The organism is Novosphingobium sp. P6W (assembly GCF_000876675.2).
Classification (GTDB): Bacteria; Pseudomonadota; Alphaproteobacteria; order Sphingomonadales; family Sphingomonadaceae; genus Novosphingobium.
The window spans coordinates 1907747-1931196 of the sequence record NZ_CP030352.1 but is presented as its reverse complement, the minus strand read 5'-3'; the positions used below and the strand labels follow the sequence as shown (position 1 = coordinate 1931196).

The following is a 23450-nucleotide window of genomic DNA, read 5'->3' as shown; positions in this document are numbered from 1 at the left end:
CGCTGTTTCTGTCAGTCTAGATGAAACCGATAATATATCTTATGTTAAATTTACGTCCGGCGAGGAGCGCGGTCAAGGCTGTATCCTGAAGCCAGACAACTGGATGACCAGCACGAGCCCGACGATTATCACCGCCCATATCGCCACCAGTCGCATTGTTTTGCCCGTACCAAGCGAACGAAGCTGCGAATTGCGGGTCACCAGGATCAGGCAACCGATCAATGAGATAACCGACATGATCATGGCCGTCTGGCTCATGGCGTGATCACCAACCCGTCGTAGGCAATATGAACATTTTCTGGAACCTGCGCGCTCAGCGTCGCATAGTCCATGCTCTTGTCGAGATGCGTCAGTACTGCTGTACCAACCCGGCAGACGGCGGCCAACTCAAGCGACATCGCCAAATGCGAATGGGTCGGATGCGGTTCACGGCGCAGACAGTCGATGACAAGCACGTCGCAGCCGTAGAACAAATCTACCATGCCCTTTGTAATCTCGCTGAAGTCCGTCGCGTAACCGATTGATTTTCCGTCAGCATCGAAAAGCAGGCCTGTCGATTCAGCCGGGCCGTGCGGCATCTGGGTATGGCCTACCCGAAAACCTTCACACAGTCGCAGCGTGTCAAGATTATCCAGTGAAACCAACGTCGGATAACCGAACTGGCCTGCAAAGACGTAGCCGAAACGCTGGCGCAGCCTGCGCACCGTTTCCGATGCGGCGAAGCCCGGGATCGGCCCGGCACGGCCGTAGCGCAGCGGGCGCAGGTCGTCGATGCCGTGGCAGTGGTCGGCGTGATCGTGGGTCCAGAACACCGCATCGATGCGGTGGAATTCGTTCGCCAGAAGCTGCGCACGCAAGTCCGTGGGAGTATCGACCAGGATGCGCGACCCGGCATCGCTTTCGACCATAATGGCGACACGGGTGCGGCGGTTGCGCGGTTCCTCGGGATCGCACAGGCCCCAATCGGCCTTGCCGTCCTCGCCGCCCAGACGCGGTACACCCGTGGACGTGCCGCTACCGAGGATCGTCAGCTTCACGCGGGGCTGTCCGCATAAGCTGCCTTGGTGAACAGGCCGAAGAAATTGCGCGTGGTGGTTTCGCCCAGTTGTTCCAGAGTCACCCCCCGCAGGGCTGCCACGAAGCGCGCAGTGTCGGCGGTGAACGCCGGCTCGCATTTGCGGCCACGATGCGGGATCGGTGCCAGGAACGGCGCATCGGTTTCCACCAGCAGGCGATCTTCGGGAACGACCTTCACAACCTCCTGCAGGTCCTTGGCATTCTTGAAAGTTACGATGCCGGAAATGCTGATCGTCAGGCCGAGCTCGAGCACTTTACGGCCGAATTCAGCGCTGGCGGTGAAACAGTGGATCAGGGCCGGAAACGCCCCCTTCCCCATTTCATCCTCCAGGATACTGGCGGTATCGTCCTCGGCATCGCGCGTGTGGATGATGATTGGCAGGCCGGTTTCGCGCGCCACGGTGATGTGAGTGCGGAACAATGCCTGCTGCACAGCGCGGTCGGACTTATCGTAATAGTAATCAAGTCCGGTCTCGCCGATGGCGATCACCCGGGGGTGGTCGGCGGCTTCAAGCAAAGCGCCCTCGCCCAGATCAGCGTGCTGATCGGCTTCGTGGGGATGGATGCCGATCGACGCCCATACGTCTCGCTCACGCGCGGCGGTTGCCACCACGCGGTCCCATTCGCGCTGCCGCGTCGAAATGTTGAGGAACCCGGCAATTCCCGCTTCACGGGCACGTGCGAGCACGGCCTGCTGGTCCTCGACGAGGCCCTCGTATTCGAGATGGCAGTGCGAATCGATCAGCATCAGACGGCTGCCACCTCCGGCATTTCAAGGCGCGGGAAGACGCCCACGGGCTTGTCGACCTTGTACCCCGTGGCAACCAGTGCAGCAAACCAGCCCTTGTCGGCCAGAGCGGCGTAATCGCGCGCTTCGGCAGCGATGCCCATCTGGTCGAGCAAGGCGTCGATCGATGCGGGCACCACGGGGCGCACGGCGATGGCAAGGTCGCGCACGGCTCTGAAAAGCGTCATCAGCACGGCTTCCATGCGCGCCGGGTCGGTCTTGCGCAGGGTCCAGGGCGCCTGTTCGTCCACGTATTGGTTGCAGGCGAAGACTGCCCGCATCCAGGCATCGAGGCCGTTACTGAAATCGAGCGCATCGAAAGCGGAGCGCAGTCCGGCAATGCCTTCGGTGACAGCGGCGAAGAGCGCGGCGTCGGCTTCGGTTTCCGGTAAGTCGGCCTTAACTTCGCCGTCCATGTTCTTGAAAATCATGGACAAGCTACGCTGCGCGAGGTTGCCGAAGCTGTTGGCTAGTTCGGCGTTCGCGCGCGTTACGATCGCTTCGTGCGACCACGAACCATCCTGGCCAAACGCGACTTCGCGCAAGAGGAAGTAGCGCACCGCGTCTACGCCGAAGGTTTCAGCCAGCCCGATCGGATCGGTGACGTTGCCCAGCGACTTCGATTCCTTCTGGCCTCGGTTCAGCAGGAAGCCGTGGCCAAAGACCTGCTTCGGCATAGGCAACCCCGCGCTCATCAGGAAGGCCGGCCAGTAGACCGTATGAAAACGCACGATGTCCTTGCCGATCAGGTGCAGGTCTGCGGGCCAGAATTTCGCGTAATCGCCGTCCTCGTCGGGGAAGCCCAGGCCAGTGATGTAGTTCGTCAGGGCATCCACCCAGACATACATCACATGGTTGTCGCTGCCGGGCACCTTGATGCCCCAGTCGAAGCTGGTGCGCGAAACCGAGAGATCCCGCAGGCCGCCCTCCACGAAGCGCAAAATCTCGTTCTTGCGGCTGTCCGGACGGATGAAATCGCTCGATCCGTAGAGATCGAGCAGTTTGTCCTGATACTTCGAAAGGCGGAAGAACCAAGATTCCTCGACGGTCCACTCAACTGGCGTGCCTTGGGGAGACAGCTTTTCGCCGCCCTCGCCTGTGACGAGTTCGCTTTCGTCGTAGTAGGCTTCGTCGCGCACCGAGTACCAGCCCTCGTAGCGGTCGAGGTAGAGGTCGCCGGCAGCCTCCATACGCTTCCACAGTTTCTGCGTCGCAGCGTGGTGGCGCGGTTCGGTAGTGCGGATGAAAACATCGTATCCGATGTTAAGAGTATCGCACATGTCGTGGAAATGTTGCGACATTTCCGTCGCGAGATCGGCCGGCGTTGTGTCTAGTTCGCGGGCCTTCTGGGCCATTTTCAGGCCATGCTCGTCCGTGCCGGTCTGGAAGCGCACGTCGAAACCTTCCGCCTTCTTGAAGCGGGCGATGACGTCGGCAGCAATTGCCTCGTAAGCGTGGCCGATGTGCGGCTTACCGTTGGGGTAGCTGATCGCAGTCGTGATGTAATAGGGCTCGCCCATGCGGCGTCGCGCTTTCTATCTGATGTTTAATGTTCAAAGCTCATGTATTTTCTGAAGAAGGTGCCGCATCATTCGGCCCTTCGCAAAAATACGCTAGCGAGCCGCTTCTCTAGGCATCGCGGCCGAGGCCAGCAACCCGCCAATTTCCATTATAAGGAGTCCGGCGTCGAAATTGTAAGTCGATGCTTGGGTCGACAGCTTTGTCAGGATGCCATGTGCTTCGATGATTTTCATCTGCCGGGTGCGGGAAGCATCCCGAAGCTGGTGGACCAGCACCGAGCGCGCCAGTTCCAGCGTAGCGATCTGTCGGTCGCGGGCCGGGCGGGCGCCCATCTCGTCGGCAAGCAGCCCGCGCAAATGGAATTGGGCGTCGCCCTCGTGAAGAATACGCAGCATCAGCCGGTGAATGCCGCCAAGGTCATGTTCGACGAAATCGAGCGCGACGCCGGGCGAGCCGTGTGATGCGGCGATGGCGGCAGCGCGCGCGGCGGCATCCGTCTGCGGCGCGCCCCGCTGGATCATTGTGTCCAGTTCCTCCGCGCCCAGCGCAGCAAAGCGCAGGACACGGCAGCGCGAGCGGACAGTCGGCAGCAGGCGCCCGGGCTGGTGCGTCAGCAGCAGGAAGTAAGTGCCGAACGGCGGCTCCTCCAGCGCTTTGAGCAGGGCGTTGACGGCGCCCTTCTCCATGTCGTCGGCCGGATCGATGATGATCGCCCGCTTCTCGCCAAGCGTGGGTTTGGTGACGAGACGGCGGATCATCGCGCGGACCTGATCGACCGTGATGTTGCGCTTGGTCTGGTACGGCTTGCCCTCGGCCTTCTTCTTCGCCTCGTCGTCGTTGGCGGGAAGGTGTTCGAGGATCAGGACATCGGGATGGCCATCGACCTCGGGCACCGACTGGCCCGGGATGCGGACCAGCTGAGCGGCAGCGGCGCGGGCGAAGGCGCGCTTGCCCAGTCCCTTGGCGCCGCTCAGCAACCAGGCGTGGTGCATCCGCTCTGAGGCGATCGCGGACAACCATTCCTGCCACGCCGCGTCCTGGCCGATAAAAGCAGCGTTCATGTGCCCCCGGCCAGCAGCGCTTCGAGCGCGGCGAGTACGAGTGCGTGGGTCGATTGCGGGTCGCCGTTTCCGTCGATGCGGGCGAATCGTTCCGGTTCCGCCTTGGCAAAAGCCGAGAAGGCGCTGGCGACGCGGGCGTGGTAAGCGCTGTTACGGCCGCCGATGCGGTCCGACCCGTCCGTGTCGCGCAGAGCAAGACGTTGGACCGCGACTTCGGGAGACACTTCGACCAGCAAGGCAAGGTCGGGCAGGAGGCCCTCGCTGCCGATCTGGTGGAGCAGGCCGATATCGGCGTCGGATAGTCCGCTGCCGCCGCCCTGGTAGGCCCGGCTCGAATCGAGATAACGGTCGCAGATCACCCAGGCGCCGCGCGCCAGTGCCGGGCGGATCAGGCGGTGGACGTGGTCCGAACGGGCAGCGGCGAACAGCAGCGCCTCTGCGCGCGGGTTCCAGCTTTCGCCCTGATCGCCCTCGACACCGTTGAGGAGCAGTGCGCGGATGGCCTCGCTCCCCGCCGTGCCGCCCGGCTCCCGTGTGGTCACGACTTCCAGTCCCCGTGCGCGCAGGGCGTTAGCCAGCAGGCGAGCCTGCGTGGACTTGCCAGCCCCCTCCCCGCCTTCGAGCGCGATGAATTTTCCCTGCGTCATGTGAAGAGGTTGATAAACCCGTTCCACAGCCTGTCCAGCGTACCGGCCTTGCCAACGTCGCGTCCGGCGTAGAGCGGCACGCGGCCCGGCGCGAGGCCGGCGACCCGAATCTCCAGTTCGCCCACCTGCTCACCCTTGCGGACCGGGGCCACGATTGGACCGCGATAGTGGACGGCAAGCGTGATGCCCGGCTGGCTGCCGCGCGCAATGGTGGCATGAACCTCTCGGTTGGCGACGAGCGGCAGCGTGCGCGCGTCTCCGCCCTGAATGCGCGCCTGCGCCACGGTCTGCCCCTGATCGAACAGATGGCGCGTATCCCACGCGGCGAAACCCCATTCGAGGAGCGCCTTCGCAGCATCATCGCGCACCTTGGGCAGCGGTGAGCCGGCCAGCACCATGACGAGGCGGCGGCCGCCACGCTCGGCAGTGCCGAGGAAATTATAGCCCGCCTCGCGGGTGTAGCCGGTCTTGATGCCGTCCGCACCGGGCACCACGCCTACCGTCGGGTCATGGCTGCGCATGACGACATCACGCCAGAGCCAGCGCTTGTGGCCGGAAAACTCCCGGTAAAGGTCGGGGTAGCGGGTAATCATCGCATCGGCCAGCCGAACCAGATCGCTGGCGGTGACGTAAGTGTTGCCACCGTCCATCCAGCCGTTCGGCGTATTGTAATGGCTGCGCGTCATGCCGAGCCGGCGAGCGGCGTCGTTCATCTTCGCCGCCCATCCCGCAACGCTGCCCGCATAGCCTTCGCCCAACACGACCGCCGCGTCGTTGGCCGATGCGGTCATGATGCCGTGCAGCAGATCGCGCGTTGTAGGAAAATCCTTCGTTGTCAGGTACATATTCGTACCTTTCGCGAACCACTCCCGCTCCGTCTCAGGCCGTTCGTTGAACTTGCGGTCCATGCTGAGACGACCTGCCCCGATCTCCTCGAAGGCGACGTAGGCGGTCATCACCTTTGTCACCGAAGCGGGCAGAAAAGGCGTGTCCGCGTGTCGCTGTTCCAGAACCTGGCCCGATCCGAGGTCAACAAGGATGCTGACCGGGATCGGCGCCAATTGGGCTGGCGGCGTGGGAACGGCGGCCCCGGCGGCGCTGGCGGGCAGCGCGGCGGCAAGGACGAGCTTCAGAGCATTCAGACTGGACTTCAAGACCCGTATTCTCCCGCGCGTCCACCGGACGCCTGGCTTTCTATCGCGCGGGAGCCATGAAGGTCACTCCGCGCTCTGGATTCGTGCGTCCCTATAACCTGCACCCTTTGCCTTCTCCAGCGCCTGAGCAGCTTGTGCACGGTTGCCGTAAGGTCCGAGGCGGACGCGCCAGAATTTTCCGGCTTGTGAGACACTTGCGCCAAGCTGCCCGGCAATCTTGCGCGCAGAAGGTTCGGACGAGAATGCAGCGACCTGGACGAGGAACGATCCCTTCGCGGCAGTGGCGGTCGGACCGGCGGCCTGGGGCTTGGCCACTGGCGGCTTGGGCGCTGACGGTTTGGGCGCCGCAGTGCTGCTTGCCGTGGGCTCTGTAGGGAGCTTAGGCCCAGCCGGTGCGGGTCGTTTGGGAGGCTGCACTGACGGCGCCGCGACCGGCGGCTTGGCAGTCGGTCGCGGCGCCGGTTCACTCTTCGCTGGCGCGGTCTTCACCGGCGCGGGCTTGAGCGGCGATGCCGTCTCACCGACAGGCAAGGACGGAGGTATCGGCGGGGTGGACGGCGGAGGTAGCAACGGCAACTGGTCGGCCAACTTTCGGCGCAGGACCTTCAGCAGCCCTTCCGGCGTCTCCATCCGGTCAAGAGCGCGCCCGCCCCTGCGCAGCAGCGCACGTTCCTGCTCAGGCGGATTGACGCGGCGCACGCGTACCGAACCGCGCCCGCCCGCAGGCAAGCCCAGTTGCGCGATCGCATCGGGCGAAAGTTCCACCAGTGCGTCGTTGGTCATCGGGCCCCGGCGTTCCAGCCGCACAAGGATCGTTCGCCCGGAATCGAGCGCCGTCACTTCCACATAGCAGGGCAGCGGCAGGGTTTTGTGTGCGCCGCTGACGCCCGCGCCCTCACCCGCGATGGCCGTGCCGACCGCGTCGTAATTGAGCTGGTCTACAGGGGTCCACACAGTGCTGCCGATGGTGAAAGGCTCGCCCACCACCACGGGGTAATCGGCAGCCGGGCCCGTTACCGGCACATCGGGCGGCGGTTGCCTCCGGTCTGCGGCACCGGCGCCGCCAGCGGCTCCCAGCAGGATCAGCGCCGCAAGCGGCAGGGCGTGGTTAACGGGAAATCTCATCTGCAAGCAACCCCACGGACATGGCGTAGTAGTTCGAGCAATTGTACTGGAGGATAACCCGATAATTACCGGTTAACAGATATGCCGGCGTGCCCGGTCCATCGGGCTGGAACAGCGACGTGAGGACATTGCCGCCGATCGCGCCCTGCGGAGAGATGCCGAGAGCGCGCCACTGCGAGACGGTCTTCCACTGCGAATGGCGGGCATGGACCCTGTCGCAGCTGGCAGCGGCCAGCTTGGTCGCGTAGCTGTCGACGTTGAACCCGGCGGGTATACCGACGCGCACGCCCCAGGGCTGGCCAGGACGCCATCCGGCATCGCGGAAATAGTTGGCGATCGAGGCAAGAGTATCGGCCGAACTGGTGAAGATGTCGGCCCGCCCGTCGCCATCGCCGTCTGCTGCAAGGCGCAAGTAGACGCTCGGCAGGAACTGCGGATAGCCGAAAGCCCCGGCCCAGCTGCCCTTGAGCTGCGAGCGCGGCACGCCCCGGTCGACCATCTTCATCAGCGCGATCAGTTCACCTTCGAACAGAGCGCGGCGGCGCCCCTCCCACGCCAGCGTCGCAAGGGAGCGGGCAAGGTCGAAGTCTCCGGTATAGCTGCCGAAATTGGTCTCGTGCCCCCAGATCGCGAAGAGGATCGGCGCGGGCACGCCGTAGCGCCGCTCAATCTGTGCAGAGATCGAGGCCAGCGAGGCATAGCGCGCGCGCCCCCGGCCGATGATCGAGCTGCCGACATGCTGCGAGATGTAGGGGGCAAGCGCGGGCGGCGCGGTCTGCCGACCGGGCTGTGCGGTGTCGAGAGCGATGACCCGCTCGTTTGGCGTCAGCCCGCTCAGGACGCTGCCGATCGCCGTTTCACTCACCCCCTGGCTACGGGCACGGGAGGCAACCTGCTGGAGATAGGCAGGAAAACTTTCCGATTGGGCGGATACCTGCATCGCGGGCATCGGCACCAGGATGAGGCCAAGCGCCATGGAGGGAATACGCAGCGAACGCAGAAGGGATCTGAAGGTCATTACAAGGGAACTTCGCACAAAGCGCACTGGTTGCAAATGGGGCACCGCGCTCACCCGTGGACAGCCATCGCATATGCAGCGCCCTTCAACGATGAACACAAGGTTCGCATTGCCCCTCTTGCGCCCGCGCCACATTGAGCTATGCGCAAACCCGAGCGGACAGGTGGCCGAGTGGTTTAAGGCAGCGGTCTTGAAAACCGCCGTGGGTGGAAGCTCACCGTGGGTTCGAATCCCACCCTGTCCGCCAACAACCCCTTCGCTGACATTCGCCACTGACCGGAAAATTGGCCTAAACGCCCGATAATCAAGGGCAATTGTTCAACGTCGACCGCCCTCACTCGGCGTCGTCCGAAAACAAATGTGGGACTGGGTGTGGGACTGGAGCCGAGCGAGGGGCTTCAGATAAGCGCGATTCGGTGGTAGATTCGTGGCCATGGGAAAGCTCACCGCAACGATCATCAAAGAGCTCGCTGATCCCGGCCGATATCCGGACGGTGAAGGGCTCTATCTCAAAGTGTCGCCATCCGGCGGCAAGAGCTGGGTGCTGCGTATCCAAGTGAACGGGACCCGGCGCGACATCGGCCTTGGTGACGCCAGGCATATTCCCGTTCGCACGGCCCGTCTGGAGGCCGCTGCAGCCAAAAAACTGGCGGCTGCGGGGATCGACCCTCTCGAAGAGCGCCGCAAGGTCACGCGGGTGATTCCAACGTTCAAGCAGGCAGCCAAGTCGGTGCACGCCGAGATGTTGAAAAGCTGGAAGAACGGCAAGCACACCAAGCAGTGGCTCAAGACCCTTGAGCTTTACGCCTACCCGAAGCTCGGGAAGCTGAAGGTCGACAAGATCGACGGGCCGCTGATTCGCGATGCCCTGGCGGAAATCTGGCTCGATATTCCGGAGACGGCGCGCCGAGTGCGCCAGAGGATCGGCACCGTGCTGGATTGGTCCTATGCTAACGGACTTCGCGAGACCGAAGCGCCCATGCGCTCGATCTCGAAAGGGCTTCCTCGACAATCCAGAAAGAAGGGGCACTTCGCCGCACTACCGCATACACAGGTCAGGCAGTTCATTGTCGAACTAAGGGCAAAAGTCGCCTGCGCGAGCACCCTGGCGCTAGAGGCCGTGATCCTGACAGCTGTGCGCTCCGGAGAACTTCGCTTGGCCACCTGGTCCGAGTTTGATGAGGATCTTACGCTTTGGACGATCCCGGAAGATCGGATGAAGATGAGGGTCGAGCATGTCGTCCCGCTTTCTGCGCAGGCGGCTGACGTTTTTCGCCGGGCCCGCGCGCTTCGCATTGACGGCAACGACCTCGTTTTCCCGAACTCCAGATCTGGAAAGGCCTTGTCGGATATGGCGCTTCTGCAGCTGGTTCGCGGCATGGGCCACGGGGTAACCGTCCATGGGTTCCGATCCAGTTTTCGCGACTGGGCGGCGGAAGAGACGGATGTGGCGGAAGCGGTGGCGGAGGCATCCCTCGCTCACAGCGTCGGGGACAAGACCAAGGCTGCCTATCTGCGAACGGATTTCTTCAAAAAGCGGCAGGTGCTGATGCAGGACTGGGCAGACTACTGCTGCTCGTGACACCGATGGGCTGAAAGCGATTGATCCTCATTGCCGCAGCGGTTTGACGCCTTCAGCGGTAACGACGATTGCGATCTGCCCGATCTCCTCAGCGGATCAATTCGGTGAAGGATTTGCGAGGACGACCTCGGCTGGCAGGACGGCACCGCGGCGTATCGTTCGTACGCCGTTGTCTTTCGACGAACGCTTCCAAAGCGTTCACGGCAATGAGTGAGACCTTGCCTATCTTGATCATATCGATTTCACCGGTGGAAATCAGCTCGTACAGCTTGGTCTTTCCAATACCCAGCATCGCGGCGGCAGTTGGAATTCTTACCGACACCGCCTTGAATGACGGTGGATGACTGGTGCGGGCTGAGCCCGTCCGCAGAAACTCATTCGCGGGCCCCACATTGGCTGTCCCCCGCAGGTGCTCGATTGTGGGCTGCAGGGGTTTATCCGTGGGTAGCGAAGCATACCGCTTGAAGTCGCTCGTCCGCAAGTTCTTCCTCCATTTCCAAAGTGCAAATCCGCGTTGCAGGCGGGTTGCGGACCTTGTATCCCCGGATGGTTGGGGCGTGCGAGGGGTCTCGCTACCTCGTCGCAGAGCGGCGTGCAAAAACAAGGCATGGCGTAATTTGTCGGCCATGGTTCGGCGCTTAACTGGGCTACGTAGGTCGTTTCGCCGCTCGACGAATGGTAATCCAAGGCCAAATGGTCGCGGTTCGACAGGGTCCGGGCAACGAGGCATTCGGCGGTGCGGCATTTTACATCAGTAGCCTGCATTGGCCGTCGACACCGGCAATGTGATCGCTTTGACCGGAGACATCGTCGCTGCGCATGTCAGCCACAACTTCGTCGCACCGGAAGCGCTGAGTTCGCTCATTAAATTGTGTTCTTGGCCCTGCAGGCAACGGGAGCCCCTGCTGCGGACGAGCAACCAGCAAATCCGGTGGGTGCCGTCTCCCCCAGGGCGTCGGTCAAAGCCGATCGCCTGATCAGCATGATCAACGGCAAGCCCTACAAAATGCTCAAGCGTCATCTCTCGCTGAATGGCTACACGCCGCAAAGCTACCGGGAGACGTTTGGCCTCCCGCGTGATTATCCCATGGTGGCGGCCGAGTATGCTCCAAAGCGCGTGACCTCGGGCACAAGATCGGGATTGGCCGCAAGCCGAAAGAAGAGTTGAAGAAGCCTGCGCGCAAGCTCCGCCTGAAGAAGGCGGTGGCCGTCGCAGGTCGGATATCGTACCTGGCTCCTGACGCGAGCTTTTGCCGAGGTCTGAGTGACACGCCTCAGTTGGCTCTGCAGCGGCTTTTATTGTCTTTTGGCTAGCTGAGGCATTTGGTTTGCTGCGATCAACGAGTTAAGTGAAAGCACAGCGGCCGATGATCGTGCCGACAGGGACGAGGCGGCTTAGAACTTATGCCTTCTCCCATGATGTCTTCGATTGTTTTTTGTGTGTCTGCAGGGCTGCAGGAAGGCCCGGCTTTGGGACATGCCAGAAAGTCCGCTTCGGGGTCGGCGCTTGGGATAGCTGCTATTCGCGCGAGGCTACACGAGCTCAGATGAGTGACTGACGCTGGGACAATCGTGATTGTCGGTCTCGGAAATCCGAGACATCAATCCCAGACGCTGTGAGGTAGCAAATTGTCGTCGGAAGTCATCTTATCCCACCACTCGAAAACCCACATCTTAATCAGCCGCAGTTTTGCTTGATTGGTGGAGTGACAGGTCGTCCATGGAATCTCAAAGCCCCAGCATCTCCAAACTTGGATGGTCGTCGGGCCGGCGACCGAGGGGCCAGTGAAATAGCCGATCCTCGTTTGCGATAGGCGCATCGTTGATGCAGGCTAGGCGCCGCCGCATGAGGCCAGTGTCGTCGAACTCCCAGTTCTCGTTGCCGTAGGATCGGAACCAGTTGCCGCTGTCGTCATGCCATTCGTAGGCGAAGCGGACGGCGATGCGGTTGTGGCTGAACGCCCACAGTTTCTTGATGAGCCGGTAATCCAGTTCTCGCTGCCATTTGCGCGTCAGAAAGGCGACGATCGCCTCGCGGCCTTTCACGATTTCGGCGCGGTTCCGCCATTGGCTGTCGAACGTGTAGGCCAAAGCAACTTTACCGGGATCGCGGCTGTTCCACCCATCCTCGGCGAGGCGCACCTTTTCAGTCGCCGTCTCCAGCGTGAATGGCGGCAGCGGTGGGCGTGGGGTTTCCATCGAGGTTCTCCTTAGTCACCGAGCCGAACGCGCATCGCTGCGTTTTCGGCCTCGAGCGCGGCGATGCGGTCGTGCAGGGGGCGGACAGCCTGCGCGATCTCGCCTTCGGTGAAGCGCGGGGTGATGTGCTGCGGGCAGTTCCAGTCGAACGCCGCGAGGCGAAGCCGGAAGATACGTTCGAGCTTCGCCTTGTAGCGTCCGTCCTTGACGAGATCAGTGAGCGCCGGTTCCGCATCGAGCGCCAGCTTCTCGACATGGGCGTAGATCTTGAGCCGGGCGCGGCGGGGATAGTCCACCAGGATCAGGCAGGCCCGGTCGTTCGCCGCCAGGTTGCCGGTGCTGATGTACTGCCGGTTGCCGCGATAGTCCGCGAATGCCAGCGTGCGCTCGTCGATCATCTTGAGGAACCCGGCCGGTCCGCCGCGATGCTGGACATAGGGCCAGCCGTTCTCCGACACGGTCGCGATGTAGAAGGTGTCGCGCTCCGCGATGAACGCAGCCTCCTGCGCCGTGAACCGGTCGGATTCGCGATCTCCCGCGAAATGCTCCCACTGCCGCGCCGCGCCCATGTCGGCCTGTGCGGCCCGGACGCTGGGGGTCATCGCGATATCGAGAAATCCGTAAGAAATCGTCCGTCTCCCAGATCACCCCGCCTGTCTGGCAGCTTTCTGCGCGCTCTGATAGCTTTCCATCACCGCTGCGTAGTTCGGGGCGGCGAGTCCGTAGAGCTGCGCCAGCTCCGCGGCTTCCGGCCGTGCCCAGGTGCGGTGGAGCTCGGATAACAGCGCGTTGGTCGAGGTCGGTTTCACGCCGCCCTGCACGAAGCGGGCGAGCGACACGCACGATACCATTTCGCTGGGATCGCCGGACGCGTCGATGACGGCATAGACATCGTACCCCGCAGCGCGCGCATCCAGCGCCGGGAACATCACGCAGACGCTGGTCCAGACGCCTGCCATGACGAGGGTCTTGCGCCCGGTCGCCTCGACCTCGGCGACGAAGTCGGCATTGTCCCAGGCGTTCACCTCGCCCTTGCGCGGGACATAGACGGCATGCGGCGCGTCCCGATGGATCTCCGGCATCAGCGGCCCATTGCTCCCGCTCGGCTCCGAGGCAGTGGTGATGACCGGAATCTTGAGCAGAGTACACAGCCTGGCGATCATCTCCACGTTGCGCCGCAGGTCAGCCACCGGGATGTCCTTGACCGTCTGGAACAGGCCGGATTGGTGATCGAGAAGCAGCACCAGCGTGTCGGAGGAATCCAGCAGTGCAGCGCCGCCGCCGGTGGGAAGGACGCTCGATTGTGCGGTCGACGAAGAGACCATGATCATTCTCCTGCGGTTCGGTGTGTGTCGGGGGCCATTCCGGCCGAAAGGTGCTGCTCCAGGAAAGCGCGGATCAGCGGCACCATCTCGTCGGCCTTGTCTTCCAGCGCGAAGTGCCCGGTGTTGAGGAGATGAAGCTCCGCCTCGGGCAGATCGCGCAGGAAAGCGTGCGCGCCCTCGGGCGCGAAGATCGGATCGGCGGCGCCCCACAGGATCAGCGCAGGCGGCTGAAATGCTCTGAAGTAAGCGTGAAAATCGGGGTAGAGCGCAAGGTTCGTTCGGTAGTCGTAGATGATCTCGAACTGGATCGCGACGGCTCCGGGACGATCCAGGAACAACTGGTCGTGCAGCCACGCCGCCGGGTCGATCCGCGCCGGATCTTTGACGCCGGCGGTATACTGGAAACGCGTGCCCTCCAGTGTCAGGAACGGTCGCATGGCATCGCGGTTGGCAGCGCTGTTGTCGGCCCACAGCGCCCGTGTCGGCTCCCAGAACTCCTGCATGCCCTCTTCATAGGCATTGCCGTTCTGTACGATCAGCGCAGAGACACGCTCGGGATGCGCCAGAGCCAGCCGAAAGCCTGTCGGCGCGCCGTAATCCATCACGTAGAGGGCATAGCAAACAATCCCGAGCTGCCCGAGCAATCCATCTACCACTTCGGCGAAATGCGCGAAGCCATAGTCGAACGTCCCCTGCGGCGGCATGGCCGACAGGCCAAACCCCGGAAGATCGGGCGCTATTACGTGATAGCGATCCGCCAGCGCCGGGATGAGGTTGCGGAACATGTGCGACGAGCTTGGAAAGCCGTGAAGAAGAACCAGGGCGGGCGCGCCGACCGGCCCCGCCTCGCGGTAGAAGATCTCCAGCCCCTCGACCATCGCGGTGCGGTGGTAGGTGACGGGCAGCGGCGGCGATGCAGGGCCCATGCTAAGCTGACCCCACGGCGTCTTCGATGAAGGCCGCGACTTTCTCGGGATGAGCCAGCATGACCGCGTGGCTGCTGTCGATCTCGACGAGGCGAGCGGCCATCCTCTCGGCCATCCGGCGCTGCGCGCTGGGCGGGATCATAAGGTCGCCGGTGGCAAGCAGGTAATGCGTCGGCTTCGTCTTCCACGCGACCCGCGTCGCCTGCGCGGTCACCGCTTCGAGCCCCCAGGGTACCTGGGCGGCGGCCATGAAGCGTGTCGTGACGGTATCGACGTCGGAGGCGAAGGCTTCGGGGAATTTTTCGGGGTCGACGATCAGAAATCCGTCCTGCGGCGGCAACAGCGGCGCCTTGGCCTCTTCCGGCTCGGCTGGCTGCTCGTTCAGCGCGGCGACGGATTCACCCACATCCGGCGCGAAGCCGGCGATATAGGCGACCGCCCTCACCCTCGCATCGTCGCCGGCGGCGGTCACCACGGCGCCGCCGTAGCTGTGGCCCACGAGCACGACGGGATACCGGGCCATGGCGATCACTCGCTCGGTCGCCGCGACATCGCCTTCAAGGGTGATCGTCGGGTTCTGCACAACCAGAACCTCATGGCCGCGGGCGGTCAGGATATCGTAGACCGCCCGCCAGCCCGACCCATCCACGAACGCGCCGTGCACCAGCACGATCGAAACAGCCGTTCCAGGGGCCTGTGCTGGGCCTTCTCCCGCGGGACCAGATAGGTCGTTTGTCATGTGCGTTTCCTTCCTCGGATCACAATCGGATGATCGCAGGTACTATTTGCAGAGCTTGCGATCGAGGAAGTCGCGGATCAGCGGCGCCATGACGTCGAGCTTGTCCTCCAGCGCGAAATGGCCGCTGTCGAGGATGTGCATCTCGGCCTTTGGCAGGTCTCGCAGATAGGGAGGCGCACCGGCTTCCGGGAAGATCTTGTCGTTCTTGCCCCAGACGATCAGCGTAGGCGGCTGATACTTGCGGAAGAACGCCTGGAATTGCGGGTAGAGGGGTACGTTCGAGCCGTAGTCGCCAAGCATGTCGAGCTGTATGTCCCGATTGCCGGGGCGATCGAGCAGCGCCTGATCCTGCACCCAGTTGTCCGGACTGATGCGCGCGACATCGCTCATGCCGTCGGTATACTGGAACTTGGTGATATCGAGTGTGACCAAACCGTTCAGTGCGTCGCGGTTGTTTTGCGAATGATCGCGCCAGTAGACCTTGATCGGATCCCAGAACGGGGACTGCAGGCCCTCGTCGTAAGCGTTGCCGTTTTGCACGATCAATCCGCTGACGCGTTCCGGATGCTTGAGCGCCAAGCGGTAACCGATAGGGGCACCGTAATCCATTACGTACATCGCGTAACGCTCGGCGCCCAGCCTCGTCACGAGCTTGTCGATGATGTCGGCCTGGCTGGCGAAGGTGTACGAGAACTTAGTACGGTCGGGCGCATCGCTCTGACCATAGCCAGGATAATCGGGCGCGATCACGCGATAGCGATCCGCAAGCAGCGGGATCAGGTTGCGGAACATGTGCGACGAGGTCGGGAACCCGTGGAGCAGCAGCAGTACAGGCGCGTCGGCAGGGCCGGCCTCGCGGTAGAATACGCTGACGCTGTCGATCTTAACCGACCGGTAGTGGATGACCGGCACGGCATTGGCTGCAATTCCGCTTTTGGCCGCCGGACAAGTAGTCTGCGCCGCCGCGGGACCGGCGAGGACGGAACAGCCGAGCATGACTGCGAGGAGATGCTTCATGTAGTCCTCCATTCGAACCGGCAGGTCGCCCCTGGCGCCGTCTTGCTCCCTGGGTTGGCCGATACCCGAGACTATCGTGCTCGCCCACGTCGCTTCAATTCTCTGTTGGTCTATCGAAAATACATATAAGTCGTGCGGGTCTATACTTTCGTCGAAGGCGTATGGCCGTTTGCGCAGGACTAGTTTGCAAATCGAACTTCAAATCCGAACGTGCGCGGCGGCGTGATGGTCGCGCGCGGTTCACCCAGCACGACGAAAGCATGACCGAAATACCGCTCGTGCGTCAGATTCTTCGCGAACAGGGCCAGCGACCAGCGTTCGTCGGGAGTTCGATAGGCGAGGCGCGCATTGAAAAGATGCGCGGGGTCGCGCGAGAACGCGCGGAGTTCTCCGGGCTGGTGGAAGATGCGGCTCGTATATTCGTATTCCCCGCGGACCGTCAGCTCGGCTCCGCCCGGCATCGGGAAGCGGTTCTGGGCGCCCAGGCCGACCTTGACGTCGGGAGCCCGGTTCAGCCGGTTGTCCGAATAGTCGGCCAGCGAGACCGGATCGATGAAGCGATCGTACCGGGCAACGAGCAAGGCTGCGATCGCCGTGAGCTCAAGGCGATCGATAGGGTAGGCCGTGGTCTCAAGCTCGAGCCCATCGATCGTGGCGGTGGTGGCGTTTCGGACCACCAGGAAGCCCAGCGCATCGGCGGTGCGGACCTGCAGATTGCTGTAGTCGTAGTGAAAGACGGTCGCGTTGACCCGCAGGTCGCCGGCCAGCCAGTCGCTCTTGATGCCCGCTTCATAGGCGCGCAGCGTCTCGGGCTCGAAGACATTGGGGGCCGGGTTCGTGATGAGGCTCACGGAGGTCGAACCGCCGCTCTTGAAACCCTCGGACTAGCTTGCGTAGAACAGCAGATGGCGACCGGGCCTGTAATCGAAGGCCAATCGCGGCGCGACATTGGACCACGTCGTTTTCTGAACGGACTGCGGATACGAATTGAACAGCGGCGGAATCTCTACCGTGACTGCTGCAGGAACGTGAACGCCTTCGTTTCGCGGCTCCATCGCAGCCCCCCGGAAAACGTCAGATTGTCGGCAAGGTGAAAGTCCGCCTGGCCAAACGCGGCGTACGCCGTGGTGCGGTTCGAGGCGTTTATGAGCTGGGTCGTGGAACTGGCAACGCCGAGCAAGCCCATGAAGTTGAGATATATTGCGCTGAACGTGTCGGCGGCCTCCCTGAAATAGTAGAGCCCGGCCAGCCATTGCAGCCGGTGGCTTCCAATCGTCTGGATCCGCAGTTCCTGGCTGAACTGGGAGGTCTCGTCGTACTGCCCGAAATGGATGAGCGGCGCCGGCCCGGCATCGGTATCAATGAGGTTCTTCAGGCTTGCTTCCCGGTACCCGCTGATCGACGTCAGCTGCACCCCGGCAAAATAGTAGGTGGCGTCGAGGGAAAGCCCCCAATAATGTCGATCCTCGCGCGGGACGGCGTCGAGGGCAATGCGCTTCGGATCGAAGTCGGGTGCAAGGCTCTTGTGAACAACGACGGGCATGTCGTGATATCCGCCGTCCGCATTGAGCTGAATGTCGAGCACGCCGTTCGGTCGCCAGCGCAGCGCGCTGCGCAGAGTGAAGGTATTCTCGGGGTCGAGGTCGCGACCGGTTCGCGTATCCATCGTGTAGCCGTCGCGATCGCTCGCCGCGAAGGCGATCTTCCCCGACAGGGTGCTGCTCAATGGACCCATGACCAGGGCCTGCGCACCCTTGGCATCATATTTCCCATAGCGCGCGAGTGCCTCGAACACGGTAGCCTCGCCGGGACGGCGAGTGATGACGTTGATCGCCCCACCGGTGGCATTGCGACCGTAAAGCGTACCCTGCGGGCCGCGCAGGACCTCGATCCGCTCGACGTCCACGAGGTCGAACAGGTTCATGTAGGGCCGCGCCAGGTAGACGCCATCGAGATAGACTCCGATCGGCGCATCCGCACCGATCCCGAGGTCGTTCTGGCCCACACCGCGTATCGATATCGGTACGGCTCCCTGCCCCTCGCCGGTGCCGATCGTGAGGCCGGGCGTGAAAGTCACGATATCCCGCAGGTCGCGTGTCCCGCTGCGCTCCATCTGTCGGCGGTGTAGGCCGAAATCGCCAGTGGCGTGTCCTGAAGTCGTGTTTCCTGGCGGGTCGCGGTAACGATGATATCGTCGCCGGGCCGGGGGTCGGACTGGGCGAGACATGGTCCGCACGTAGCCGACCAGACAGGCCGGCCGCGGCCGCCGCATGAAGCCTCGACGTCAATGGCATGGACGATGAGACCCTCGATGTCAGACGTGCCCCCACTTGCAGTCTGAGTCTATCGGACGGCCACTCCGGTCTCAATTCGCCTATCGTGCGGATTCCTTAGCCGATAGTAGTGCCGCAATCGACCATGGTCGAGGTGGTCGCTGGGCATGACGCGGAGTAGGCTAGTGCAATCGCTCTCTTCAACGTCAGGCGCAGCGCGTGACAATGACGTGGGCGTCGACGAAGATGGCGCGCAGAGATCGCTTCGAGGTACGTCCCGTGAATGCACCGCCGCCGCCTGACGCACGTGCCCTGCACTCCGGTGCGGCGGCGGAAGAACCTGAACCGCGCCGGTTCCAGGAAAACTTAGAACGACTGACGCTCCTGCCCTCGACCTGGCAGGGGCTGGACCCCACCACGATCGTGCAGAGCCTTCTCGATACGCTGCACACTATGCTCGAGCTCGACTTCGTCGGCCTTCGGTTCAGCGAGACGGAGCATATCTTCCTGCGTGTGGGCCAGGCTTTCGGCGCGGCCACCGGCAGGAATGACGTGGCGAAAGCGATCGAGTGCTGGTTGCAGAGCGATCCCGCAGACCGCCCGGTGCGCCTGCGGTTCGGCGAAGGCGAGCTGTCGGTGGTCGCTCTACCGCTCGGTGCAATCGCGAGCATGGGCATCCTGCTCGCCGGGTCGCTTCGCTCCGGCTTTCCGGCCTCGAGTGATATGACAACGCTGAACATCGCCGCCATGCAAGCCAGCCTGGCCTGCCGCGAGGTCCGCGAACTCAGCGCCCGTCAGACGCCTGCAGATTTCCGCGCCGAGAAGCTCACGGGCGACGCGCTCGCGCGTAGCGAATGGGAGCTGAACCTCGCGATCAACACCATACCCGCCATGGTATGGTCCACGACGGCCGACGGAAGACTGGACTTCTGCAACCAGCACCTCCTCGACTTCGTGGGGCTGACGTTCGAGGAGATCAGCGGCCTCGGCTTCTACCGCATCTATCATCCCGACGACATCCCGCACGTCCTCGCCGCCTGGCAGGACATCATGGCGACCAAGCGCGGTCGCGAGGTTGAAGGCCGGATCAGACGAGGCGACGGCGCGTACCAGTGGTTCACCTTGAGGCAGAACCCTCTTCTGGATGCGGATGGCGCAGTCGTGAAATGGTATGGCGCGATCATCGATATCGACGACCGCAAGAGCGCCGAAGATGCCTTGCGGGAAACCGAGATTGCGCTGCTGTCGAGCGAGCAGAACCTGACCCTCATCATCGACTCGCTACCCGTCCTCATCTGGTCGGCCCGGCCCGACGGCAGTGCGGATTTCATCAACAAGAGGTGGCTTGAATATGCCGGGCTTCCCGCCGAGAAAATCCTCGATTGGGGCTTTCTCGACCTCTACCATCCCGACGACATCCCGGGCATGCTCGATATCTGGAAACGAGATTTGGAAAAAGGCAACGACACTCAGCTGAAAGGCAGAGTGCTCGGTGCCGATGGGACCTATCGGTGGTTTTATTTCCGGGGAAGCAAGCTCACCGACGCGAATGGCATGGTGCGATGGTTCGGTGCGAACATCGACATCGACGACCTGCAACGAGCCGAAGACGCGCTGAGAGCCGGCGAGGCCGCACTTCAGCAAAGCGAACTCGAGCTTCAGCAAATCGTCGAGACCATTCCAGCCATGGCATGGTCGGCCGGGCCGGACGGAATGCTCGAATTCTGGAACCGGAATCTCAGCGATTTCGTCGGTCTGTCGTTCGATCAGATCGTAGGCAGTGGGTTCTACCGCATCTTCCACCCCGACGATGTAGAGCCAATGCGTCGAGCCTGGGAGCGCACCCTGGCAACGAAGCAGCCGCAGGACGTCGACGGACGGATCAAGCGTGCCGACGGCGAATATCGGTGGTTCACGCTTCGCCAGAACCCGTTGCTTGATGCTCAAGGAAACGTTGTGAAATGGTATGGCATCATTATCGATATCGAGGATCGCAAGCGTGCAGAAGAGGCCCTCAGGGGCAGTGAAGCCCGGCTGCAGGACAGCGAGCGCCAGCTGATGCAGATCGTTTCCTCGATCCCGGGATTGGCGTGGTCGTCCGATTCCCGCGGGGCGACTACCTTCTGGAGCCAGCAGTATCTCGACTACGCAGGGTTGCGCAGCGACGAGGTGCTGGGCTGGGGTTTCCTCGATCACATCCACCCAGATGATCGGGACCACATGCTGGAGGTCTGGTCCGCCACGCTGCAGTCGGGCGCTCCGGGGGAAGCCGAGGCTCGTCTGCGCCGGGCGGACGGTCATTTCCGCTGGTTCCTGATCCGCGCTAGCCCGTTCTATGACGCGGCCGGGAATCTCACTCAGTGGTTCGGCGTCAACGTCGATATCGAGAACCGCAAGCGCGCCGAGGAGCAACTCCGCCAGAGCCAGACCGAACTCGCCCATGTGACGCGGATGATGACCATGGACGAACTCGCCGTCTCCATCGCACACGAGGTAAACCAGCCGCTCATGGCGATCGTCACCAATGCCGGTACCTGCCTGCGCTGGCTGGACGACGGGCAGCTCAACGTCGCCATGGCGCGGGAGGCCGCCGGGCGCATCGTCCGAGACGGACACCGCGCGGGGGAGATCGTCACGAGCATCCGCGCGCTGGCGCGCAAGGCGGCCCCCAGAATGGAAAAGCTCGATCTGGAAACGGTGATCCAGGAGGTTCTGGATCTGCTGCGCGGCGAACTCCAACGCCGAGGCGTCGCTTCGAAGACAGAGTTCTCGGGAGAAGTTCCTTCGATCTACGGAGACCCGACGCAGCTTCAGCAGGTCGTCCTCAACCTGGTCATGAACGGCATCGAGGCGATGGCCCAGGTAGATGAGGGTGACCGACGCCTGACCGTCCGGACCGACGTTGCGGCGGGCCATGCGCAAGTCAGCGTTCAGGATACGGGAACCGGCCTGGACCCGGACAGCGGAGAGCGGATGTTCGAAGCCTTCTTCAGCACCAAGCCCGCAGGTATCGGTATGGGCCTGTCGATCTGCCGCTCGATCGTGGAAGCGCATGGCGGCCGCATCCGGGCGGCGAACAATCCTGTGCGAGGCAGCATGTTCAGCTTCACCCTGCCATTGGTCGAAGGAGCCCTGATCCATGTCCCATCCCGCTGAGGGCGGCACGCCCGCCGTCGTGGTGATCGACGACGACCAGAGCGTGCGCGAAGCACTGCAAGGGCTTTTCCAGTCCGTAGGTCTCGTCACCCGCTGCTTCGGCTCGGTGCGCGACTATCTGGAGAGCGATCATCTGGGCAGCGCGGGGTGTGTGGTGCTGGACATAAGGCTCCCGGGCACCAGCGGCCTCGAGTTCCTGGAGACGCTGCCCCGGAGCGACATCATGCAGTCCGTCGTCCTCATCAGCGCGCACGTCGACGTGCAGATGGCGGTGCGCGCCATGAAGGCCGGCGCGGTTGACGTGCTCACCAAGCCGGTACGCGAGCAGGATCTGCTGGAGGCGGTCAACCGGGCCCTGGCGCAGGACCGGCTGAGGCGCGACGAGGCGGATCGCTGCGCCTTCATGCGGGCGCGGTACGCGACGCTGACCGAGCGCGAACGCCAGGTCATGACGCTGGTCGCCGCGGGCCTGCTCAACAAGCAGATCGCCGCGCGGGTGGGCATCACCGAGGCGACCGTGAAGCTCCATCGCGGCCAGGCGATGCGCAAGATGGAAGCGGATTCGGTGCCGGAACTGGTGAGGATGGTGGACCTTCTGGGCGACGCGGCGCGGAAGTAGTGCGATCCGGCTGACGGCGATGAAGATGGCGAACGAAGAGGATATGCGCGTGATCGATTTTTCCAGGCTCCAGTCGGTCAGTTCCGTGCAGGACGAGTGGAAGTACCCGCAGGGTGCGGCAAACCGCAGCGGGCTGCTGCAGGTGGACAGCGCTCCCGACCACAAGCTCTACTGGGAGGAATACGGCAATCCCGAGGGCGAACCGGTCATGTTCCTGCACGGCGGCCCGGGCGGTGCCTGCGCCCCGGTCATGGCGCGCTTCTTCGACCCGGCCCGCTACCGCGTCATCCTGTTCGACCAGCGTGGCTGCGGCAAGAGCGAGCCGACGGTGGCGAGCGCGGGGCCCGAGGTCGCGCTCGTCAACAATACGACCGCCCATCTGATCGAGGACATCGAAGCGCTGCGCCGCGCCCTCGGAATCAAGGGCAGGATGCACGTCTTCGGCGGCAGCTGGGGCAGCACGCTCGCCCTGGTCTATGCGATCCGGCACCCGCAGAACGTCGCCTCCCTCATTCTGCGGGGCATCTTCCTCGGCGCGCCTGAAGACCTGCTCTACATGTACCAGGGCAACGCGGCGTCCTTCGAGGAGGCCCCTTACGCGCTCGCCGCCCCGGGCAGCTACGTGACCTATCCCGAGGAGTGGAAGGCGTTCGTCGAGGTCATTCCCCCGGCGGCGCGCGGCGACATGATGGGTGCCTACAAGGCGATCTTCGACATGCCCGCGCCCACCGCCGCCGATCGCGAACTGCAGTTGCGGGCTGCGCTCGCATGGTCGGTCTGGGAAGGCACGATCTCCAACATGATCCCCCACGACGACGATCCCGGAAAGTTTGGCGAGGCGCATTTCGCGCTGTCGTTCGCCCAGATCGAGGCACACTATTTCGCCAACGCCCTGTTCCTCGAGCCGGACTACATAGTCCGCAACATCGAGCGGATCGCCGCGCTGGACGTCCACATCGTCCACGGCCGTTTCGACCAGATCTGCCCGCTTACGCAGGCATCGAGACTCGTCGCTGCAATGGCGGCGGCAAGCGTGGTCCCTGCGACGTTCGTCACCACCAATGCTGGGCACAGCGCCATGGAGGCGCAGACCATGCTGGCTCTCACCGCCATCATGGACGGCATTCCCCCGATCGACGGCAGACGGACGATGGAGACCCACGCTCACCAAAGCCAGGCGGGAACGGCTCCGTCTTGACGGGAGGACCGCAGTGCATGGACGAG

General features: G+C 63.1%; 22 protein-coding genes, 1 tRNA gene and 1 pseudogene. 6 read left to right on the top strand and 18 right to left on the bottom strand.

Annotation, left to right across the window (positions count from 1 at the left end; translation table 11 throughout):
* Positions 1-72: 72 nt before the first annotated feature.
* From TQ38_RS09430 to TQ38_RS09390, 9 genes are all read right to left on the bottom strand, one after another.
* Positions 73-258, bottom strand: a complete 186-nt coding sequence (locus tag TQ38_RS09430) for a hypothetical protein (protein ID WP_043973183.1) — start codon at positions 256-258, stop codon at positions 73-75.
* Positions 255-1037 (bottom strand): MBL fold metallo-hydrolase, encoded by a 783-nt coding sequence (locus tag TQ38_RS09425; protein ID WP_043973184.1) that lies wholly within the window; start codon positions 1035-1037, stop codon positions 255-257. Before TQ38_RS09425 ends, TQ38_RS09430 begins: the two co-directional genes overlap by 4 nt.
* Positions 1034-1825, bottom strand: coding sequence for a TatD family hydrolase (locus TQ38_RS09420; protein WP_043973186.1), 792 nt, complete (start codon positions 1823-1825; stop codon positions 1034-1036). Before TQ38_RS09420 ends, TQ38_RS09425 begins: the two co-directional genes overlap by 4 nt.
* Entirely contained in the window at positions 1825-3384 is a 1560-nt protein-coding gene (gene metG / locus TQ38_RS09415) for a methionine--tRNA ligase (protein WP_043973188.1), read from the bottom strand. The genes TQ38_RS09420 and metG overlap by 1 nt, the downstream gene beginning before the upstream one ends.
* Before the next feature lie 93 nt (positions 3385-3477).
* Positions 3478-4446 (bottom strand): AAA family ATPase, encoded by a 969-nt coding sequence (locus TQ38_RS09410; protein ID WP_043973191.1) that lies wholly within the window; start codon positions 4444-4446, stop codon positions 3478-3480.
* On the bottom strand, positions 4443-5093 hold the full coding sequence (gene tmk, locus TQ38_RS09405; protein ID WP_043973192.1) for a dTMP kinase: 651 nt from the start codon (positions 5091-5093) through the stop codon (positions 4443-4445). Before tmk ends, TQ38_RS09410 begins: the two co-directional genes overlap by 4 nt.
* Positions 5090-6247, bottom strand: a complete 1158-nt coding sequence (locus TQ38_RS09400; RefSeq protein ID WP_043973193.1) for a D-alanyl-D-alanine carboxypeptidase family protein — start codon at positions 6245-6247, stop codon at positions 5090-5092. Before TQ38_RS09400 ends, tmk begins: the two co-directional genes overlap by 4 nt.
* A gap of 63 nt (positions 6248-6310) precedes the next feature.
* A complete protein-coding gene (locus TQ38_RS09395; protein ID WP_043973195.1) occupies positions 6311-7372 on the bottom strand; it encodes an SPOR domain-containing protein in 1062 nt (353 codons plus the stop codon).
* The gene (locus TQ38_RS09390; RefSeq protein ID WP_205316106.1) at positions 7356-8312 is read right to left on the bottom strand and encodes a lytic transglycosylase domain-containing protein; all 957 of its coding nucleotides are present in this window, start codon (positions 8310-8312) and stop codon (positions 7356-7358) included. Before TQ38_RS09390 ends, TQ38_RS09395 begins: the two co-directional genes overlap by 17 nt.
* A gap of 235 nt (positions 8313-8547) precedes the next feature.
* Between TQ38_RS09390 and TQ38_RS09385 the strand changes: the two genes are divergently transcribed.
* A tRNA-Ser gene (locus TQ38_RS09385) sits at positions 8548-8637 on the top strand.
* Between the two features lie 186 nt (positions 8638-8823).
* Positions 8824-9972: a site-specific integrase gene (locus TQ38_RS09380; protein WP_043973200.1), complete on the top strand. Its 1149-nt coding sequence runs from the start codon at positions 8824-8826 to the stop codon at positions 9970-9972.
* Positions 9973-10060: 88 nt separating this feature from the next.
* On the opposite strand, the gene TQ38_RS30905 is transcribed toward TQ38_RS09380, so the two are convergent.
* Positions 10061-10453 carry a helix-turn-helix domain-containing protein gene (locus TQ38_RS30905; RefSeq protein WP_240197846.1) on the bottom strand — a complete coding sequence of 131 codons (393 nt, stop codon included), beginning with the start codon at positions 10451-10453 and terminating at the stop codon, positions 10061-10063.
* Between the two features lie 396 nt (positions 10454-10849).
* Here TQ38_RS30905 and TQ38_RS30565 point away from each other — a divergent pair, with 396 nt between their 5' ends.
* Positions 10850-11140 (top strand): MucR family transcriptional regulator, encoded by a 291-nt coding sequence (locus TQ38_RS30565; RefSeq protein ID WP_205316022.1) that lies wholly within the window; start codon positions 10850-10852, stop codon positions 11138-11140.
* A gap of 560 nt (positions 11141-11700) precedes the next feature.
* On the opposite strand, the gene TQ38_RS09365 is transcribed toward TQ38_RS30565, so the two are convergent.
* From TQ38_RS09365 to TQ38_RS09330, 8 genes and pseudogenes are all read right to left on the bottom strand, one after another.
* The gene (locus TQ38_RS09365) at positions 11701-12171 is read right to left on the bottom strand and encodes a nuclear transport factor 2 family protein (RefSeq protein ID WP_043973206.1); all 471 of its coding nucleotides are present in this window, start codon (positions 12169-12171) and stop codon (positions 11701-11703) included.
* Positions 12172-12182: 11 nt separating this feature from the next.
* Positions 12183-12800, bottom strand: a complete 618-nt coding sequence (locus TQ38_RS09360) for a pyridoxamine 5'-phosphate oxidase family protein (protein ID WP_043973208.1) — start codon at positions 12798-12800, stop codon at positions 12183-12185.
* A 15-nt stretch (positions 12801-12815) separates the two neighbouring features.
* Positions 12816-13496 carry an isochorismatase family protein gene (locus TQ38_RS09355; protein WP_043973212.1) on the bottom strand — a complete coding sequence of 227 codons (681 nt, stop codon included), beginning with the start codon at positions 13494-13496 and terminating at the stop codon, positions 12816-12818.
* A 2-nt stretch (positions 13497-13498) separates the two neighbouring features.
* Positions 13499-14422: an alpha/beta fold hydrolase gene (locus tag TQ38_RS09350; RefSeq protein WP_043973214.1), complete on the bottom strand. Its 924-nt coding sequence runs from the start codon at positions 14420-14422 to the stop codon at positions 13499-13501.
* A gap of 1 nt (position 14423) precedes the next feature.
* The gene (locus TQ38_RS09345) at positions 14424-15161 is read right to left on the bottom strand and encodes an alpha/beta fold hydrolase (protein ID WP_043973215.1); all 738 of its coding nucleotides are present in this window, start codon (positions 15159-15161) and stop codon (positions 14424-14426) included.
* 42 nt (positions 15162-15203) lie between these two features.
* Entirely contained in the window at positions 15204-16178 is a 975-nt protein-coding gene (locus TQ38_RS09340) for an alpha/beta fold hydrolase (protein WP_043973510.1), read from the bottom strand.
* A 179-nt stretch (positions 16179-16357) separates the two neighbouring features.
* Positions 16358-17047: pseudogene (locus tag TQ38_RS09335) on the bottom strand (TonB-dependent receptor domain-containing protein); the annotation flags it as partial.
* A gap of 137 nt (positions 17048-17184) precedes the next feature.
* On the bottom strand, positions 17185-18291 hold the full coding sequence (locus TQ38_RS09330) for a TonB-dependent receptor (protein WP_043973220.1): 1107 nt from the start codon (positions 18289-18291) through the stop codon (positions 17185-17187).
* Between the two features lie 439 nt (positions 18292-18730).
* Between TQ38_RS09330 and TQ38_RS09325 the strand changes: the two genes are divergently transcribed.
* Genes TQ38_RS09325 through pip form a run of 3 tightly spaced genes read left to right on the top strand, consistent with a single transcriptional unit; the run spans position 18731 to position 23424 of the window.
* Positions 18731-21607 carry a PAS domain S-box protein gene (locus TQ38_RS09325; RefSeq protein ID WP_162792237.1) on the top strand — a complete coding sequence of 959 codons (2877 nt, stop codon included), beginning with the start codon at positions 18731-18733 and terminating at the stop codon, positions 21605-21607.
* Entirely contained in the window at positions 21591-22226 is a 636-nt protein-coding gene (locus tag TQ38_RS09320; protein WP_043973221.1) for a response regulator transcription factor, read from the top strand. The genes TQ38_RS09325 and TQ38_RS09320 overlap by 17 nt, the downstream gene beginning before the upstream one ends.
* 25 nt (positions 22227-22251) lie before the next feature.
* The gene (pip, locus tag TQ38_RS09315; protein ID WP_240197845.1) at positions 22252-23424 is read left to right on the top strand and encodes a prolyl aminopeptidase; all 1173 of its coding nucleotides are present in this window, start codon (positions 22252-22254) and stop codon (positions 23422-23424) included.
* Positions 23425-23450: the final 26 nt, after the last annotated feature.

What these genes read in the sequence shown, in the direction of transcription:
- TQ38_RS09430 (WP_043973183.1), bottom strand. Translation starts at nt 258, where the DNA reads ATGAGCCAGACGGCCATGATCATGTCGGTTATCTCATTGATCGGTTGC.
- TQ38_RS09340 (WP_043973510.1), bottom strand. Translation starts at nt 16,178, where the DNA reads ATGAAGCATCTCCTCGCAGTCATGCTCGGCTGTTCCGTCCTCGCCGGT.
- TQ38_RS09350 (WP_043973214.1), bottom strand. Translation starts at nt 14,422, where the DNA reads ATGGGCCCTGCATCGCCGCCGCTGCCCGTCACCTACCACCGCACCGCG.
- TQ38_RS09320 (WP_043973221.1), top strand. Translation starts at nt 21,591, where the DNA reads ATGTCCCATCCCGCTGAGGGCGGCACGCCCGCCGTCGTGGTGATCGAC.
- TQ38_RS09380 (WP_043973200.1), top strand. Translation starts at nt 8,824, where the DNA reads ATGGGAAAGCTCACCGCAACGATCATCAAAGAGCTCGCTGATCCCGGC.
- TQ38_RS09390 (WP_205316106.1), bottom strand. Translation starts at nt 8,312, where the DNA reads ATGCAGGTATCCGCCCAATCGGAAAGTTTTCCTGCCTATCTCCAGCAG.
- TQ38_RS09365 (WP_043973206.1), bottom strand. Translation starts at nt 12,171, where the DNA reads ATGGAAACCCCACGCCCACCGCTGCCGCCATTCACGCTGGAGACGGCG.
- TQ38_RS09395 (WP_043973195.1), bottom strand. Translation starts at nt 7,372, where the DNA reads ATGAGATTTCCCGTTAACCACGCCCTGCCGCTTGCGGCGCTGATCCTG.
- pip (WP_240197845.1), top strand. Translation starts at nt 22,252, where the DNA reads ATGGCGAACGAAGAGGATATGCGCGTGATCGATTTTTCCAGGCTCCAG.
- tmk (WP_043973192.1), bottom strand. Translation starts at nt 5,093, where the DNA reads ATGACGCAGGGAAAATTCATCGCGCTCGAAGGCGGGGAGGGGGCTGGC.
- TQ38_RS09330 (WP_043973220.1), bottom strand. Translation starts at nt 18,291, where the DNA reads ATGGAGCGCAGCGGGACACGCGACCTGCGGGATATCGTGACTTTCACG.
- TQ38_RS09345 (WP_043973215.1), bottom strand. Translation starts at nt 15,161, where the DNA reads ATGACAAACGACCTATCTGGTCCCGCGGGAGAAGGCCCAGCACAGGCC.
- TQ38_RS09410 (WP_043973191.1), bottom strand. Translation starts at nt 4,446, where the DNA reads ATGAACGCTGCTTTTATCGGCCAGGACGCGGCGTGGCAGGAATGGTTG.
- metG (WP_043973188.1), bottom strand. Translation starts at nt 3,384, where the DNA reads ATGGGCGAGCCCTATTACATCACGACTGCGATCAGCTACCCCAACGGT.
- TQ38_RS09420 (WP_043973186.1), bottom strand. Translation starts at nt 1,825, where the DNA reads ATGCTGATCGATTCGCACTGCCATCTCGAATACGAGGGCCTCGTCGAG.
- TQ38_RS09355 (WP_043973212.1), bottom strand. Translation starts at nt 13,496, where the DNA reads ATGGTCTCTTCGTCGACCGCACAATCGAGCGTCCTTCCCACCGGCGGC.